General features: G+C 45.0%; 11 protein-coding genes. 8 read left to right on the forward strand and 3 right to left on the reverse strand.

The genetic code is table 11. The annotated features are described in order from the left end of the window. Positions 1 to 276: 276 nt before the first annotated feature. A complete protein-coding gene (locus tag QUA44_RS11170) occupies positions 277 to 3003 on the reverse strand; it encodes a valine--tRNA ligase (protein WP_333250363.1) in 2727 nt (908 codons plus the stop codon). Positions 3004 to 3161: 158 nt separating this feature from the next. On the opposite strand from QUA44_RS11170, the gene QUA44_RS11175 reads away from it, so the two are divergent. Next, a complete protein-coding gene (locus QUA44_RS11175; protein ID WP_333250365.1) occupies positions 3162 to 3539 on the forward strand; it encodes a GxxExxY protein in 378 nt (125 codons plus the stop codon). Between the two features lie 65 nt (positions 3540 to 3604). On the opposite strand, the gene QUA44_RS11180 is transcribed toward QUA44_RS11175, so the two are convergent. Continuing rightward, positions 3605 to 5257: an FAD-dependent oxidoreductase gene (locus tag QUA44_RS11180; protein ID WP_333250367.1), complete on the reverse strand. Its 1653-nt coding sequence runs from the start codon at positions 5255 to 5257 to the stop codon at positions 3605 to 3607. Positions 5258 to 5465: 208 nt separating this feature from the next. On the opposite strand from QUA44_RS11180, the gene QUA44_RS11185 reads away from it, so the two are divergent. The 4 genes from QUA44_RS11185 (at position 5466) to QUA44_RS11200 (ending at position 9871) form a co-directional block, all read left to right on the forward strand. Continuing rightward, positions 5466 to 5693, forward strand: a complete 228-nt coding sequence (locus tag QUA44_RS11185; protein ID WP_333250369.1) for a hypothetical protein — start codon at positions 5466 to 5468, stop codon at positions 5691 to 5693. A 113-nt stretch (positions 5694 to 5806) separates the two neighbouring features. Next, a complete protein-coding gene (locus QUA44_RS11190) occupies positions 5807 to 6094 on the forward strand; it encodes a PIN domain-containing protein (protein WP_333250371.1) in 288 nt (95 codons plus the stop codon). A gap of 406 nt (positions 6095 to 6500) precedes the next feature. Continuing rightward, a complete protein-coding gene (locus tag QUA44_RS11195) occupies positions 6501 to 8618 on the forward strand; it encodes an AAA family ATPase (RefSeq protein WP_333309682.1) in 2118 nt (705 codons plus the stop codon). Between the two features lie 56 nt (positions 8619 to 8674). After that, the gene (locus tag QUA44_RS11200; RefSeq protein WP_333250377.1) at positions 8675 to 9871 is read left to right on the forward strand and encodes a 5-methylcytosine restriction system specificity protein McrC; all 1197 of its coding nucleotides are present in this window, start codon (positions 8675 to 8677) and stop codon (positions 9869 to 9871) included. A gap of 91 nt (positions 9872 to 9962) precedes the next feature. On the opposite strand, the gene QUA44_RS11205 is transcribed toward QUA44_RS11200, so the two are convergent. Beyond that, complete coding sequence (locus QUA44_RS11205) at positions 9963 to 10967, reverse strand: phosphoribulokinase (RefSeq protein WP_333160071.1); 1005 nt, start codon at positions 10965 to 10967, stop codon at positions 9963 to 9965. 587 nt (positions 10968 to 11554) lie between these two features. Here QUA44_RS11205 and petH point away from each other — a divergent pair. From petH to QUA44_RS11220, 3 genes are all read left to right on the forward strand, one after another. Next, positions 11555 to 12760, forward strand: a complete 1206-nt coding sequence (gene petH, locus QUA44_RS11210) for a ferredoxin--NADP reductase (protein ID WP_333250379.1) — start codon at positions 11555 to 11557, stop codon at positions 12758 to 12760. Between the two features lie 302 nt (positions 12761 to 13062). Continuing rightward, positions 13063 to 14379 carry a homoserine dehydrogenase gene (locus QUA44_RS11215; RefSeq protein WP_333250381.1) on the forward strand — a complete coding sequence of 439 codons (1317 nt, stop codon included), beginning with the start codon at positions 13063 to 13065 and terminating at the stop codon, positions 14377 to 14379. Positions 14380 to 14465: 86 nt separating this feature from the next. Further along, the gene (locus QUA44_RS11220) at positions 14466 to 15302 is read left to right on the forward strand and encodes a hypothetical protein (protein ID WP_333250383.1); all 837 of its coding nucleotides are present in this window, start codon (positions 14466 to 14468) and stop codon (positions 15300 to 15302) included. Positions 15303 to 15310: the final 8 nt, after the last annotated feature.

A 15310-nucleotide genomic window follows, 5' to 3' on the forward strand; every position in this document is an offset into this window, starting at 1 on the left:
GTTATTGGTTATTGGTTGTTTGTTATTGGTTATTGGTTATTTGTTATTGGTTATTGGTTGTTGGTTGTTGGTTATTGGTTATTGGTTATTTGTTATTTGTATATCTCGCTTGTGGCCGAGACTCGATCCCCCTCGCATCCCCATTTTTAAGGGGAATTAGGGGGGATCGAGAGGATGGGGACTCAGATAGAAGACTGATACTACCTTGACTGTAGAATTTAGATGCGCCTCAACTTAGCTGTCAACTTTCAACTGTCAACAATCAACCGTTAACTATTAAAACAACTTTAGCCGATCGCGCAAAATCTCCGCTTGTTTCTCCGCTTCAGCCAAAGCATCCCGCGCCCCCTGAACCACATCAGGAGTAGCCTTATCCACAAACTTCTGATTAGTCAAACGCGCCGCAGTATGCTTAATTTCAGCTTCCACCTTGCTCAACTTCTTCTCTAATTTACCGCGCAAAGCCACCAAATCCACCACCCCAGCCAGAGGAATCAATACTTGTACAGTACCGACAACCCCAGCAATTGTCTGTCCCAAATCTCCATCCAAACTAGCAGTAACAGTCAGATTTTCCACCTTAGCCAAATCTTTGATGTAAACGCTTCCATCCGAGAGAATTTGGCGTTCCTTCTCGCTTTCGCTTTGCAAAATCGCCGTCACCTTCAGACTCGGTTTGATATCAGAATCTGCCCGCAAATTACGAATAGTGCGAATTGTCCCGAACAACAACTCAAACTGCTGTTCTAATTCTGGATCGATCAGCGAGATATCCGCTTCAGGATAAGCTTGCAAAGCCAGACATTCATCCTCGCCAGTTTGAGTCAGAGTGTGCCAAATTTCCTCAGTAATGTGCGGCATAAAAGGATGCAGCAATTTCAGAATTCCTTCCAACACAAAAGCAAAAGTTTGCTGCGCGACTTTCTTAGAATTGGGTTCAGCATCCTCCTGCAAGCGAGATTTGACTAACTCAATATACCAGTCGCAAAAATCGCCCCAAATAAACTCGTAAAGATTCTTAGCCGCTTCTCCCAAGCCGTAAGTTTCCAAAGAATTGCGACTTTGTTGCACAACTTGATGATAGCGAGAAAGAATCCAGCGATCGCACAATTCCAAACTACCGCCTTCTACAGCCGGACTTCCCAACTGCTGCGGAGTCTGTCCCTCCAGATTCATCATCACAAACCGGGCCGCATTCCACAGCTTATTTGTGAAATTCCGGGAAGCCTCGACTGATTTCGATTCATCAGTTTTGCGATCGTACTCCATGCGAATATTCTGCCCGGCCCCTACCACTTCCTTAACCAAAGTGTAGCGCAAAGCATCAGTCCCGTACTTACCAATTAACAGCAGCGGGTCAATACCGTTATTTTTACTCTTAGACATTTTTTGACCTTTTTCATCCAACACCAAACCGTGAATGTAAACAGTATCAAAAGGCATCTTTTCAGTAAAATGTCCGGCCATCATAGTCATTCTAGCCACCCAGAAAAAGATGATATCAAAACCAGTCACCAGAGTAGTTGTGGGATAGTAAAAATCGAAATCCTGAGTTTTTTCCGGCCATCCCAAAGTAGAAAAAGGCCACAACCCAGAAGAAAACCAAGTATCCAATACATCTGGATCTCTGACCAACTCAACATCTTGCCCAAATTTAGCCGCAGCTTTTTCCCTAGCCTCAGCTTCAGTTTTCGCCACCACAAAAGGAGTCGTGTCAGTAATTTCGCCGTGAGTTTCGCTAACAGCATACCAAGCCGGAATCTGGTGTCCCCACCACAATTGGCGGGAAATACACCAATCTTTCAATTTCACCAACCAATCGCGATAAACCTTTGTCCATCTGTCAGGAACAAATACAGGTGAATTACTTTTATCTAATGCTTCTAGCGCGCGTTGAGAAAGCGGATCTATTTTTACAAACCATTGAGTAGATATCAACGGTTCGACGGGAACTTTGCCGCGTTCACTATAGGGAAGTGTGTGCTTGTAATCTTCTATTTTAACTAAAAACCCGTCAGTTTCTAACCGCTTCACCACATTTTTTCTGGCAACAAATCGGTCTTGTCCTTGGAACTCTCCGGCATTTTCATTTAAAGTGCCGTCCTTGTTCATGATGTTGATAAACGGCAAATTGTGGCGCTTGCCCATCTCGAAGTCATTCGGATCGTGGGCGGGAGTCACTTTGACACAGCCAGTTCCGAAAGTTGGGTCAACTAATTCATCGGCAAAAATTGGAATTTCGCGATCGAGAATGGGCAAAGTCACAGTTTTACCGATAAGATGCTTGTAGCGATCGTCCTGTGGATTCACCGCCACCCCTGTATCGCCCAACATCGTTTCCGGCCGAGTCGTCGCCACTTCCAAATAACCAGAACCATCCGTCAAAGGATAGCGGAAATGCCACAAATGGCCCTCAACTTCCTGCTGGTCTACCTCCAAATCCGACACAGCAGATTGACTCGCCGGACACCAATTCACCAGGTAATTACCGCGATAAATCAGCCCCTCATCGTACAGGCGGACAAACGCTTCTAAAACCGCAGCGGATAAGCCTTCATCCATCGTAAAGCGTTCACGCGACCAATCGACAGACACGCCCAAACTGCGTAATTGATTAGTAATAGTATTGCCCGATTCAGCTTTCCACTCCCAGGCCCGTTCCAAGAATTTTTCTCGGCCTAAATCGTGGCGAGTTTTGCCTTCTGCTTTGAGTTGCTTTTCGAGAATAGTTTGAACTGCAATGCTAGCATGATCCGTTCCCGGCAACCACAGGGTATTGCGTCCAGTCATGCGGTGATAGCGGACGAGGACATCAATCAGCGTCTCTTCAAAAGCGTGTCCCATGTGGAGGCTGCCGGTGACGTTGGGCGGCGGGATAACTACGCAGTAAGGTTCGCCGCCTTTTTCGGGGTCAGCTTTGAAGGTTTGGTTGTCTTCCCAGTATTTTTGCCACTTGGCTTCGGTGGCTTGGGGGTCGTATTGCGGGGGTAGGTTTGCGGTCATGGTGGCTTGAGAGTTTGATCTTATTTAAGATTGTGCCATAGCGGGGGGAAGAGAAGAGGTTTGAACCGCAGAGGGCGCAGAGGGCGCAGAGGGAAGAGTGTGGGGAGGGTTTTGGATTATGATTGTGATTATTGGTTTGAGAAGAGGAGAGAAGAGAGTTGGGAGAGGAGCTTAATGAGTTGACTTATGCGGTGATTGGGGCGGCGATGGAGGTTCATAAAGAGTTGGGGCCGGGGTTTTTGGAAGCGGTATATGAGAATTCGTTGCGTGAAGAACTCTCGCGCCGGGGAATTCCTTTTGAACCTCAACCTACAGTAAATGTAACTTATAAAGGTGTTGTGGTTGGGGAAGGCAGATACGATATGCTGGTTGCCAACACTATCGTAGTTGAATTAAAGTCAGTCCAAACTATACTTTCTATTCATGAGGCTCAAGTTATCTCCTACCTCAAAATGACTGGTTATCCTCTAGCCCTTCTCATCAACTTCAATGTCCGCTTTTTAAAAGAAGGAATCCGCCGCCTCATCCTCTCCTAACAAACCTTCTCATCCCTCCCCTCTCTGCGAGCTCTGCGCTCTCTGCGGTAAAATCCTCTTAATCTCTATTTCACCTCCTTATAATCCACCCCATAACTCGTATCTCTCCCCGACAAATACGTCGTTTTCCCCGTTAAAGTCTCCAGAGTTTTTTTCGTTTCAGCCGAAGTAATCGAATTCAGCGGCACGCCTAACTTGCTAGCCAAGCCAGCCGCCACGCCTACACCTTGTCCTTGATAAATATTCACCGTCGCAATTCGCCCGACAGATACCGCCATACCGACATAACCGGACGATCGCCCGACAATGGCTAAATTCTTGACTTTGCTAGCCAAAGCGCTTTCTATGCCAAAATTATACACTGGCAGCGGCGGAATTCTCGCAGATAAATTCTTGACTCCGCCCCGCATATCGAAATCGTAGGAAAAACTGCCGATCGACTTTTCAGGTACTGTTCCCCCTTTGATAATCTCCTGGCCCGTCAGCGGATCTACCACATCGCGAACGTTCAAAGTTTGCCTGATATAAATCTCGTCTGGAAGAAATACTCTCACATCTTTACCAGACTTCTTTTGTAGCCAGTATTGGAGAAATGACATTTCTCTAATCATTTCAGGAGTCGGTTTTCTGCCGTTAGCTTCCATCTTCATGATTTGGTCAACTTGGTATTTAAACAGAAACCCGTTCCAAGACAGCACATTTTTGTTATAAACGCAGACATTGCCTTTATCAAAAAAGAATCCTTTATTTTGACTGAAGGGCAGCTTTCTGTCTATGTGATACGCTGCACCTATAGCTACGCTTCTAATGTCGTAGCCGTCTGTATATGGCTGATAAATCGTACTCCAGAAATTTCTCATCCAGAATTTTGTACTAGCCGGATCTTTATATTTCATAATGCTTTCTTTTATTTTTTTTACCAAAGGCCTATTGTATAGAATTTCATCTTCTATGCTGCGGAACTCGGACATCGTTATCCCTGTAATTCTCGGAACTACAGAGACAGCTAAAGTTTCATTTTTGGATTTTATATTTTGAGATTGATATCCTGTATAATAAGATAATCCTGCTTTTCTTGCCAATTCGGCGTCTTGAGTTACGTCAATAAAAGAGTTGGCTTTAATTATTAGATTGCTGCCTTTTACTTCGGCATATTCAATTTTTTTGTCTACGACGCGGGGAGTAAGAGTTGAGTTGGAAATAACTTTGACTCCTGCGGCGGAAAGCATCTGTTTGAGAGCTCGATCTGCCTTTTTTGGATCTAAGCAAGATTCGGGCGCATTTGCTTTATCTAAGAATTCCTTAAAACATTGGGCGTAAGGTTGGCGGTACCAATCGGGGATTTTATCTACATCGATGTAAGCTAAACCGCCGCGGGTGAGTAAGCCGCCCAAAGGAGCACTTGCGTAGTTCGATCGCACGATCGCAACTTTGCCCTTTGCGCCTAAAGTTTTCTTAGCCCATATCGCCGCACATATCCCCGGTACTTCATCACCATATACTACTACATCGAATGTTTGCTCCGGTGATTTTTTGGGAGGTACCGGAGGCGGGCTGCTGGATTTTTGCTGCAGAGTTCCATTGTCTAAGGTGGCACTTGCTGGGTTTCTATTTGCGATATAATTTTCTATTTCTCTGAAAGCCGGATAATTCAGTAAAAGTTTTAGGGCGGCAAAGATGATTGCAATTGAAGCTAGTTTCTTGAAAGTAGAGAGCATTCAGTTGACTCGTGGATAAATTTGCAATACCTGATAGGGAAGTTCAGGGTTTACGGAATTGAATATAGCACGTTTAGATTGTTTCGACACAGTTTTAAATTTTCCGGGAACTGTGGTAAACGAATCTTCTCAACCCAAACCTGGTGATGCTGTCCTTGGCAGCCAAAATGCTACAATTACATGAATTACCAATTTAAACATAAAAAACATGACTTTTGAAGCGGTTTTAAATCTTGTTAAGCACTTGTCTCTAGCCGAAAAGTTACGATTGATTAAGTGGATTGTTCCTGAAATAGAACGAGAATTAGTTGTTCGGCAGACTCCCCGCAAATCATTGTGGGGTTTATGTGCTGACTTGGGAATTGCACCTTCTGCCGCTGATATAGATGAAGTTCGCAGCGAAGAATGGGCGAATTTCCCAAGGGAGGATTTCTAATGCTGCGTGCTGTAGCGGATACTCATGCTGTAATCTGGTATATCTTTGCCGATTCACGACTTTCGGTGACTGCTAGAACGACAATATAAGAGATAGCTGCCGAGGGAAATCAGGTGGCTTTTTCATCAATTACATTAGCAGAAATTGTCTATCTGAGCGAGAGAGGGCGGATTAATTCAACTACTCTCGATCTATTATTGAGAGAAGTTGAGAGCGATGATGCCTTATTGGTTGAAATTCCTTTCGATCGCAATATAGCTTTGAGTTTAAGGCAAGTTGACCGATCGCAAATTCCCGATTTGCTTGATCGCATTATTGCTGCTACTGCTTTGTATCTTAATGTACCCGTTATTAGTCGCGATCGCCGGATTCAATTATCTAGTATAGACACAATTTGGTAAATCTGAGTCACTCGGCACAAGTTTAAATTTTCCGGGAACTGTTGTTAGCGGTTTTGCCTGTGTTACTGGTTTGGGAGGGCTATTGATGAGGGTAAGGATGGTGAGTGCGATCGCATCTCAGAGATATGGTGTCGGAAAGGGCGATCGGCTACAATAATTTAATCAATTAGGACTAAGGCAAAAAAAACTCGTTTCTCCGAAAAATTGTGGATAAAACCCAGAGATATTGACCCAGAAACCGGGTTTTTGACCCGTAGTGCGTAAGTTATGTCAATATTATTGAAAGGAAGAAGACAATAATTAAGGGTTAGCACAGATTTTTTTAGAACTTGCTTTTTGACATTTTTAAGTTTAAAATTATAGGTACTTGTGGATGTTGAGAACGGAGTCGCTTAAATAAAAAATTGTGGATAAATTATCGACCGCATTCCCAGCAGAGTATATCGCCTTCTTGGGTAAAGTATGGCAAGCCACCTCTGACAGTGATGGTGATGGAGAAGTCGTCTATCCCATCCTGGAGGCTAACCAAGATAAACTCAATCGTACCTTAGTTGCAATGTACCCCAATTGGGCTCACAACATTCTCTCCCAAGCCGCACCAGAAAAAGCTCGAAATGTTGCAATAGATTTGGTCAATTTCAGTGATTTATTCCAGTTGTTCCCTTTAGGCAACAGGGCTAGTCATCTAGACCTGGCGATTATTGGTTACGAATTAGCTTTAACCATCCTCACCCGTGCCGATTTTCCCCAAGATTGGGCAATGACTCAAAATAATCTGGCAGTTGCCTACAGGGACAAAATCACCGGCAACCGGGCTGAGAATATAGATGAGGCAATTAGTTGTTGTCAACTCGCTTTAGAAGCCTACAGTCGGGCCGATTTTCCCAAAAAATGGGCAAGCACTCAATATAATCTGGGACTTTCCTACAAGGACAAAATCACCGGCAACCGGGCTGAGAATATAGATGAGGCGATTAGTTGTTATCAACTGGCTTTAGAAATCTACACCCGTGCCGATTTTCCCGACAATTGGGCAATGACTCAAAATATGCTGGGACTTGCCTACAAGGACAAAATCACCGGCAACCGAGCTGAGAATATAGATGAGGCGATTAGTTGTTATGAACTGGCTTTAGAAATCTACACCCGTGCCGATTTTCCCGCCAATTGGGCAATGACTCAAAATAATCTGGGACTTGCCTACAAGGACAAAATCACCGGCAACCGAGCTGAGAATATAGATGAGGCGATTAGTTGTTATGAACTGGCTTTAGAAATCTACACCCGTGCCGATTTTCCCGCCAATTGGGCAATGACTCAAAATAATCTGGGACTTGCCTACAAGGACAAAATCACCGGCAACCGAGCTGAGAATATAGATGAGGCGATTAGTTGTTTTCAACTGGCTTTAGAAGTCTACACCCGTGCCGATTTTCCCAAAAATTGGGCAATGACTCAATATAATCTGGGACTTGCCTACAAGGACAAAATCACCGGCAACCGGGCTGAGAATATAGATGAGGCGATTAGTTGTTATGAACTGGCTTTAGAAATCTACACCCGTGCCGATTTTCCCGACAATTGGGCAATGACTCGAAATAATCTGGGACTTGCCTACAAGGACAAAATCACCGGCAACCGAGCTGAGAATATAGATACCGATGTTAAAATACTAGAGTTGCAACCGGAATATCTTTTGAACCAATGTGCCCAAGAAACTGGCTTTGACGAAACAGAACTAATCCGATGGATACACGCCCTTAACCGCAAAGGCCAAACTATTATCCAAGGCCCACCCGGAACCGGAAAAACCTTCATAGCAGAAAGACTTGCCAAACACTTAATCGGCGGCGGTGACGGTTTCTCAGACATAATCCAATTTCACCCCGCCTACACCTACGAAGACTTTATCGAAGGCATCCGCCCAATAACTCAAAACGGAAAATTAACCTACTCAATAGTTCCCGGTAGATTCCTAGAATTCTGCGAAAAAGCGGAAGCCCGTGAAGACACTTGCGTTCTCATTATTGATGAAATTAATCGCGCAAATCTGTCTCAAGTCTTTGGCGAGTTAATGTATCTCCTCGATGACCGGCAAGATACAAAACGCTCTATTATACTAGCCAGCGGTACACCCTTTAAGATTCCTACAAATGTCCGCATTATCGGCACAATGAATACAGCAGACCGTTCTATTGCCTTAGTCGATAACGCACTCCGTCGCCGCTTCGCATTCATTCCCGTTTATCCCAATTATGAAGTCCTGCGACAGTATCACCACAGAGAGGAAACAGGTTTCCCCGTTAATAAATTAACTAGCATTCTAGAAGATGTCAATCGCGCAATTAACAACAAACACTATGAATTAGGCATCTCCTTCTTTTTGACAAAAACCTTAGCTCAAGATATCCAAGATATTTGGCAAATGGAAATTGAGCCATACCTTGAAGAATACTTCTTTGATAACCTGGAAAAAATGGATGAGTTCCTCTGGGATAATATTAAGAATAAATTTGGCTATTGACAATCTAACGCCGTCATTAACGCCGATACCGTGGCGTTACTGCATCCACCACAATTATGAAAGCAAAATTCAGCCGAATTATCGAACTTACAGAATATCAATTAGCAACTTTTGAACAAGACTCAATCCCCGAATCAGTAGGACAGAAAATATACCATAATTATGCCAAGGAAATCGAGATAGAATTTCCCAACTTTAAAACAAAATATCAATGGCACTTAAAATCTAAAGGCAGAGTTGGCAACATTCCTATCACTCCAGAATTTCACATCGCCATCCGCCCAAAGGTTCCCATAAACAACCTCTTCGGAATGATTGACTATGCCTACAACCTTAAGATAAAATTTCCCCAAGGCTCGATTCAGTGCCAATCTTTAGAAGAAAGTTACGAGAGATTAGCTAACATTCTTGCCCAAAAAATTCTAGAACGCTGTCGCAAAGGATTATATCGCGATTACTTATCCAAAACACAAAGACTCGCCTACATTCGCGGTCGCGTCGATTTGCGGTCAGCCCTGCAAAAACCTTGGGATGTTAAACTAAAATGCCACTATAACGAACAAACAGGCGACATCGAAGATAATCAAATTCTGGCTTGGACACTTTTCATCATTGGCCGCAGCGGTTTGTGCGGTGAATCTGTTTCATCCACTGTGCGAAAAGCCTTTCACGCACTCCAAGGATTTGTTACATTAAAACCTTTTAAATCAGAAGCTTGTATTGATAGAAATTATCACCGTTTGAATCAAGATTATCAACTTTTACACGCCTTATGTCGATTCTTTTTAGATAACACAGGGCCCAGTCACGAAACAGGCGATCGCAAAATGCTCCCTTTTCTCATAGACATGGCTAAGTTATATGAACAATTTGTCGCTAAATGGCTCAAAGCAAATACACCCAAAGGCTTTTTTGTCAAACAACAACACCGAGTCACACATGACCAAAACTATTTCGATCGGATTGACTTACTGCTGTGCGATATTGCAACAAGTAAAGTCCAGTATGTCCTCGATACAAAATACAAAGCTCCCGATAAAGTAGCCAATAATGACATTCATCAAATAGTTGCTTACGCCAATGCCTTAAAGTGCCAAAATGCAATTATCGTCTACCCGCAAAACCTCAAACAGCCACTAGATATAAAAAATGACGATATCCGAGTTCGCAGTCTAACTTTTTCCCTAGATAGCGACCTCCATGAAGCCGGAAAAACCTTCTTAACCTCTCTACTTCCAAACACCTTCCCCTAACTCTACTCTGCGCCCTCTGCGCCCTCTGCGGTTCATTTTTCCACAAAAAAAGAGGCGCAATTGCGCCTCCCAAATCTTTCATGTCTGCGTTCTAAACACTAACAGCCACTTTCGCTTCTTTTGCAGTCAACTTCTCGTAAGTCGCCCGCATCTTCAATCCGACTAACACTTGGAACAAACCAGTTCCATTGTTGGAACCTGGATATTCGCGGTGCTGGAGCAACAGGTGAGTTAACTCGCCTTCATACTTCGCAGAAGTCTTGCTCAAATGGCTTTCGATGTAAATAACTTCTTCGAGATTCTCGAATTGACCATCTACTTCCAAAATCGAGACTTCGTGACCGTAGAAAGCATCGGGCCCGTAGTACATCTTAATTCCGGGATAGGAACAAGTTAGCTTGCGGCCGCAAGGAACCCAGTTAATTGTTGAACCTTCGTCAAACAAATACGCAGGCTCAAAATTGGCGATGCCTTCGCGCTGGATCATCTGCACGCGCAGAACCTTCCGCTCTTTGTCATCTTTGATCAAGTTGGTCGGCAACACTTGAATTACCACATCAGCATATTGCTTTTGCGGGTCGATGTAGGCGGTAAAATCCGGTTTGCGAGCATTGATCGCAAACAGCACGTCTTCGTAACGGTGGCCCCGTTCCGCCATGTCGCGCTGGATTTTCCAAGCAATTTTTACCTCGTCGCTGATATCGAGGTAGACGCTGAAGTCGAGGAGCGATCGAACTCGCTCGTCGTACAGGGGATGCAGCCCCTCAATCACAATCACGTGATTCGGCTCTACCCGCTCAGGAGGATCGAGCAGACCAGTTTCGTGGTTGTAAATCGGCTTGTCGATCGCCCGACCTTCTTTGAGAGCCTTCATTTGCTCAGCCATCAGGTCAAAATTGTTGGCTCTGGGGTCAAGGGCTGTAATCCCTGTTTCCTTGCGCTGCTTGCGATCGAGACAATGATAGTCGTCGAGGCAGATTACAGTCACGAAATCTTCCCCGAACAAATCTGTCAATCGGCGTAAAAAAGTAGATTTTCCGCATCCGGAATCTCCGGCAACGCCAATTAAAACCACGCGATCCGGCTTACTGGTCATAGTTTCCCTCTAACAAAATCAATGTTTACTAACTAACTCAAGTCTAGATTCCACAAAATTTCAGCCCGCAGGTAGCGGCAAGCAGGCTTTGTGCTGCTGTGCTACCCCGAGAGGATCGAGTTCTCACCAGCATACAGCAGTGAGTTGACTGCCTGCCCGGGCAGACCCAAGCAATCTTCAAGGCAAGTAATTAATACTAACTTTAGTGGTTAATCTTACCAGAATGCGTTCGCCCCCTACAAGCTCAACCTCATTAAACTGCTCGAATCTTCCTTTCTCTGGTCGGGCGCTCCCCAAATCAGAATGACTTATCGGGGCAGATCCCCCGATCGGGTAAAATATTGGCAGTACGCAGACAACAATAGCTATAGGTCAACAGCCGAACGCAATAGGGCTCGGTGAGCGCGGCGTTCGGCTAGTAGGGATTTGATACGCGAGCGATCGCAACTTCAACACTCCTGCCGGCGTGGCGAGGCCCAGAAATTGGCGCGGCCAATTAGTCCCGATGGCCTTAAGAAAAAAGTAAATTGAGTCTAACGTCACATTCTCTTTCTTTATAACTCTGTATCGTGAAGGAAAATCAACAAATGTACAGCCCAAGCATATCTGGTGTAGCGGCCAACTCAGAATCAGGCAGCCGCATCTTTGTTTACGAAGTGGAGGGTATGCGTCAGAATCAAGCAACTGACCAAACAAGTCACCCGATTCGCCGTAGTGGCAGCGTATTTATCTCCGTGCCCTACGATCGCATGAATCAAGAAATGCGAAGGATTATTCGCATGGGTGGCAAAATAGTCAGCATTCGTCCTTTAAATGGCGCTCCCGAAACTAATGGCAAAGTCGCACCAGAAGCAGGGCTACAGAGTCAGAAATCTGGAGAAAAAACTAAGCCCATGACTCAAGCCAAGGAAAAAGTTCAGGTTCCTGTTAACCTCTACAAGCCGGCCAATCCCTATATTGGTAAGTGCATTTCTACAGAAGAAATGGTCAGAGAGGGCGGCGAGGGCACAGTCCGCCACGTCAAATTTGACATTTCTGGAGGCAAGTTACACTATCTCGAAGGTCAAAGTATCGGGATTATTCCCGATGGGACGGATAAAAACGGCAAACCTCACAAAATTCGGCTTTACTCGATCGCCTCCACCCGTCACGGAGACGATGTAGACGACAAAACAGTCTCTCTGTGCGTCCGCCGCCTAGAGTACAAAAGCCCAGAAACTGGCGAACAAGTGTTCGGTGTTTGTTCAACTTTTCTCACCGGTTTGCAACCTGGAGATGATGTCAAAATCACCGGTCCCGTAGGCAAGGAAATGCTGTTGCCCGACGACGAGGAAGCCACCGTGATTATGATGGCTACCGGTACGGGTATTGCTCCTTTCCGCGCTTATTTGTGGCGGATGTTTAAAGAAAATAATCCCGATTACAAGTTCAAAGGTTTAGCTTGGCTGTTCTTTGGAGTTGCTTACACTCCCAACATTCTCTATAAAGAAGAGTTGGAACAATTGCAGCGCGAGTTCCCCGATAATTTCCGCTTGACTTATGCCATCAGCCGCGAGCAAAAGAGTGCTGACGGCGGCAAGATGTACATTCAAACCCGGATTAAAGAGAACGCAGACCAATTGTGGGAATTGGTTCAAAAGCCGAATACTCACACTTATATCTGCGGTTTGAAGGGGATGGAAGGCGGAATTGATGAGGGAATGTCGGCCGCGTCTAGCAAGCACGGTGTTGACTGGGCTGGCTATCAGAAACAGTTGAAGAAAGAGCACCGTTGGCACGTTGAAACTTATTAATGTGTTACCTGATTTAATCTGATTTGTAGGGTGGGCTTGGCTCGCCCTACAATTGTTTTTAGGGCAATTATATCCGACTTGTAATATCATTTCCGGTTACACCGGAATGATGTTGACTGTTGACGGTTGACAGTGAACAGTGAACAGTGAACAGTGAACAGTGAACTCGAATTTACTATTCCGATGCTAACGGATTTGATATAAGGTAGGGAATTCGTACCCTACAATACTATTTTGATTGCTCCGGTACAGGAATAGCCTACAATGGTTGTGGCTTAATTGAGTTTCAACGGGTCAAAGTCGTGGCTTTCAAAATTGGTTTGCTAGGTTTGGGTACAGTTGGCGCGGGAACAGCAGAGATTTTGCTCTCCCCAGATGGCCGCCATTCGCTGTTGCAGGAATTGGAAATCTATCGGGTGGGAGTGCGCGATATTTCTCGAACTCGGTCTTTACAATTGCCAGAAAATGTGCTGACAACTGACCTAGAGGCGATCGCAACTGACCCGGAAATTGATATTGTAGTAGAACTGATTGGCGGATTGGAACCGGCGCGATCGCTCATTCTGCAAGCGATCGCCAACGGGAAGCACGTAGTCACCGCCAACAAAGCAGTTATCGCCCGCTACGGTAGTGAAATCTTCGACGCGGCTAACGAAAAAGGCGTTTATGTGATGTTAGAAGCTGCTGTAGGCGGTGGCATTCCAGTCATTCAAACCCTCAAACAATCTTTAGGTGCAAACCGCATCAAAAGTGTGACCGGCATCGTTAACGGCACAACTAATTACATCCTGACGCGGATGCAGAGTGAAGGTGCAGACTTTGCCGAAGTGCTCGCCGACGCTCAGCAATTAGGTTATGCTGAAGCTGACCCTACAGCGGATGTAGATGGATTAGATGCGGCTGATAAAATTGCTATTTTAGCCTCGCTAGCTTTTGGCGGACGCATCAAATTAGCCGATGTTCACTGCGAAGGTATCAGACAAGTTAGTGCGGCGGATATTGACTATGCCGATAAGCTAGGATTTGTGATTAAGTTGTTGGCTATTGCTGAGGAAAAATCCCAAAGTTCCAAGCAAAATGGGGATGAAGAAGCGGAACTCCTCTCGATTCGAGTGCATCCTACTTTGGTGGCGAAGACTCATCCGTTGGCGAGTGTCAACGGTGTTTATAATGCAATTTTAATCGAGGGAGATGCGATCGGGCAATTGATGCTGTACGGGCGCGGTGCGGGCGCGGGGCCCACAGCTAGCGCGGTGGTATCGGATATTTTGAATGTGGCGGCAATCCTGAAAACCGAAACTGTTCCGATTCCCCATCCTTTGCTGAGTTGCACTCATCAACACTACTGCAAAATTGCTGAAATGCAGGAACTTGTGACTCGGTTTTACGCCCGTTTTCTGACGCGCGACTCTCCGGGGGTAATTGGTAAACTAGGGACTTGTTTTGGCAACCACAAAGTTAGTTTGGAGTCCATTGTGCAAACTGGAATTCACGGCAATTTAGCAGAAATTGTGGTGGTGACTCACGATGTGAGGGAAGGTAATTTTCAGCAAGCGCTTGCTGAAATTCGGGCGATGGAAGCTGTCGATAGTATTGCGAGTACCTTGCGAGTTTTGTAAGAATTCCACAAGGTTAATAGTCAGGACTTTAGTCCTGACTATTAACCTTTTTTAGATTGTTTTTAGTTTAGTACGGATCAATACAATTGGATTTTGTCGATCGCCCTACAGGAAGGCACTTGCTAGATGCTATCTACGAAAAGTTTGCCAAACCCCAACTACACGATACTTTCAAACCCAGCAATCCGTCAATTTACGTTCGGCACGAGCTAGGGCAAGTTGTGGATGGAAATTATATCATAGAAAAAGTCTTTGAAGACTCTGGTACTGGTTTTTATGCTGAAAGTCGCCTTCCCGTTTCTGGGAACAATCCGCCCGTGCTCGTGATTCGCGGCTACGGTTCTTGGTATCCTTTCGAGCGCGTTTTGGAAGATACGCCCGATGTATTTATGGCAAAACTAGAACGCCAATTAAAATCGGCGAAAACTGCGGGTGCTATTGATTGGATAAAACAGCAATTTCACAGCGGAAATCCGCCGGATGTCATCGGAGAAAGTTTGGGCGGCAAAGTTGCTCAGCAAATAGCCGCAAAATACCCGGATTATATTAGATCCACTGTAATTTTTAATTCTTTGGGGGTTTCGGAAAAGTTAGCTAAAACTTCCACCGCTAACAATGTTTTTCACTACTTTACTTTAGGCGAAAGGTATGCTTTCTGGGCAAATGAAGGCGATTACATACCGGGAACAATTTTTGTGATTTCCCAGAAAGGGGAAAACTGTTGTTACAAGCTAGAAGAGGCGATCGTCCGAATGGCGCGTTTTGAAGGCAAGTTTCTCAAAAGGCGCGCGATTGTGGCAATATTGGCTCAGTTGCTTTTGGTAAATAGACACAATGCGATCGTCCTCAACAAGAAAAAGCCGGTAGTCGTTCAGATCGATCGCGCTCAATTACAAACTTTCCGAAAAAGTCGCTTTGTTTAAACTCAGAC

Source organism: Microcoleus sp. N9_A2 (assembly GCF_036701775.1).
In the GTDB taxonomy this organism is placed as follows: domain Bacteria; phylum Cyanobacteriota; class Cyanobacteriia; order Cyanobacteriales; family Microcoleaceae; genus Microcoleus.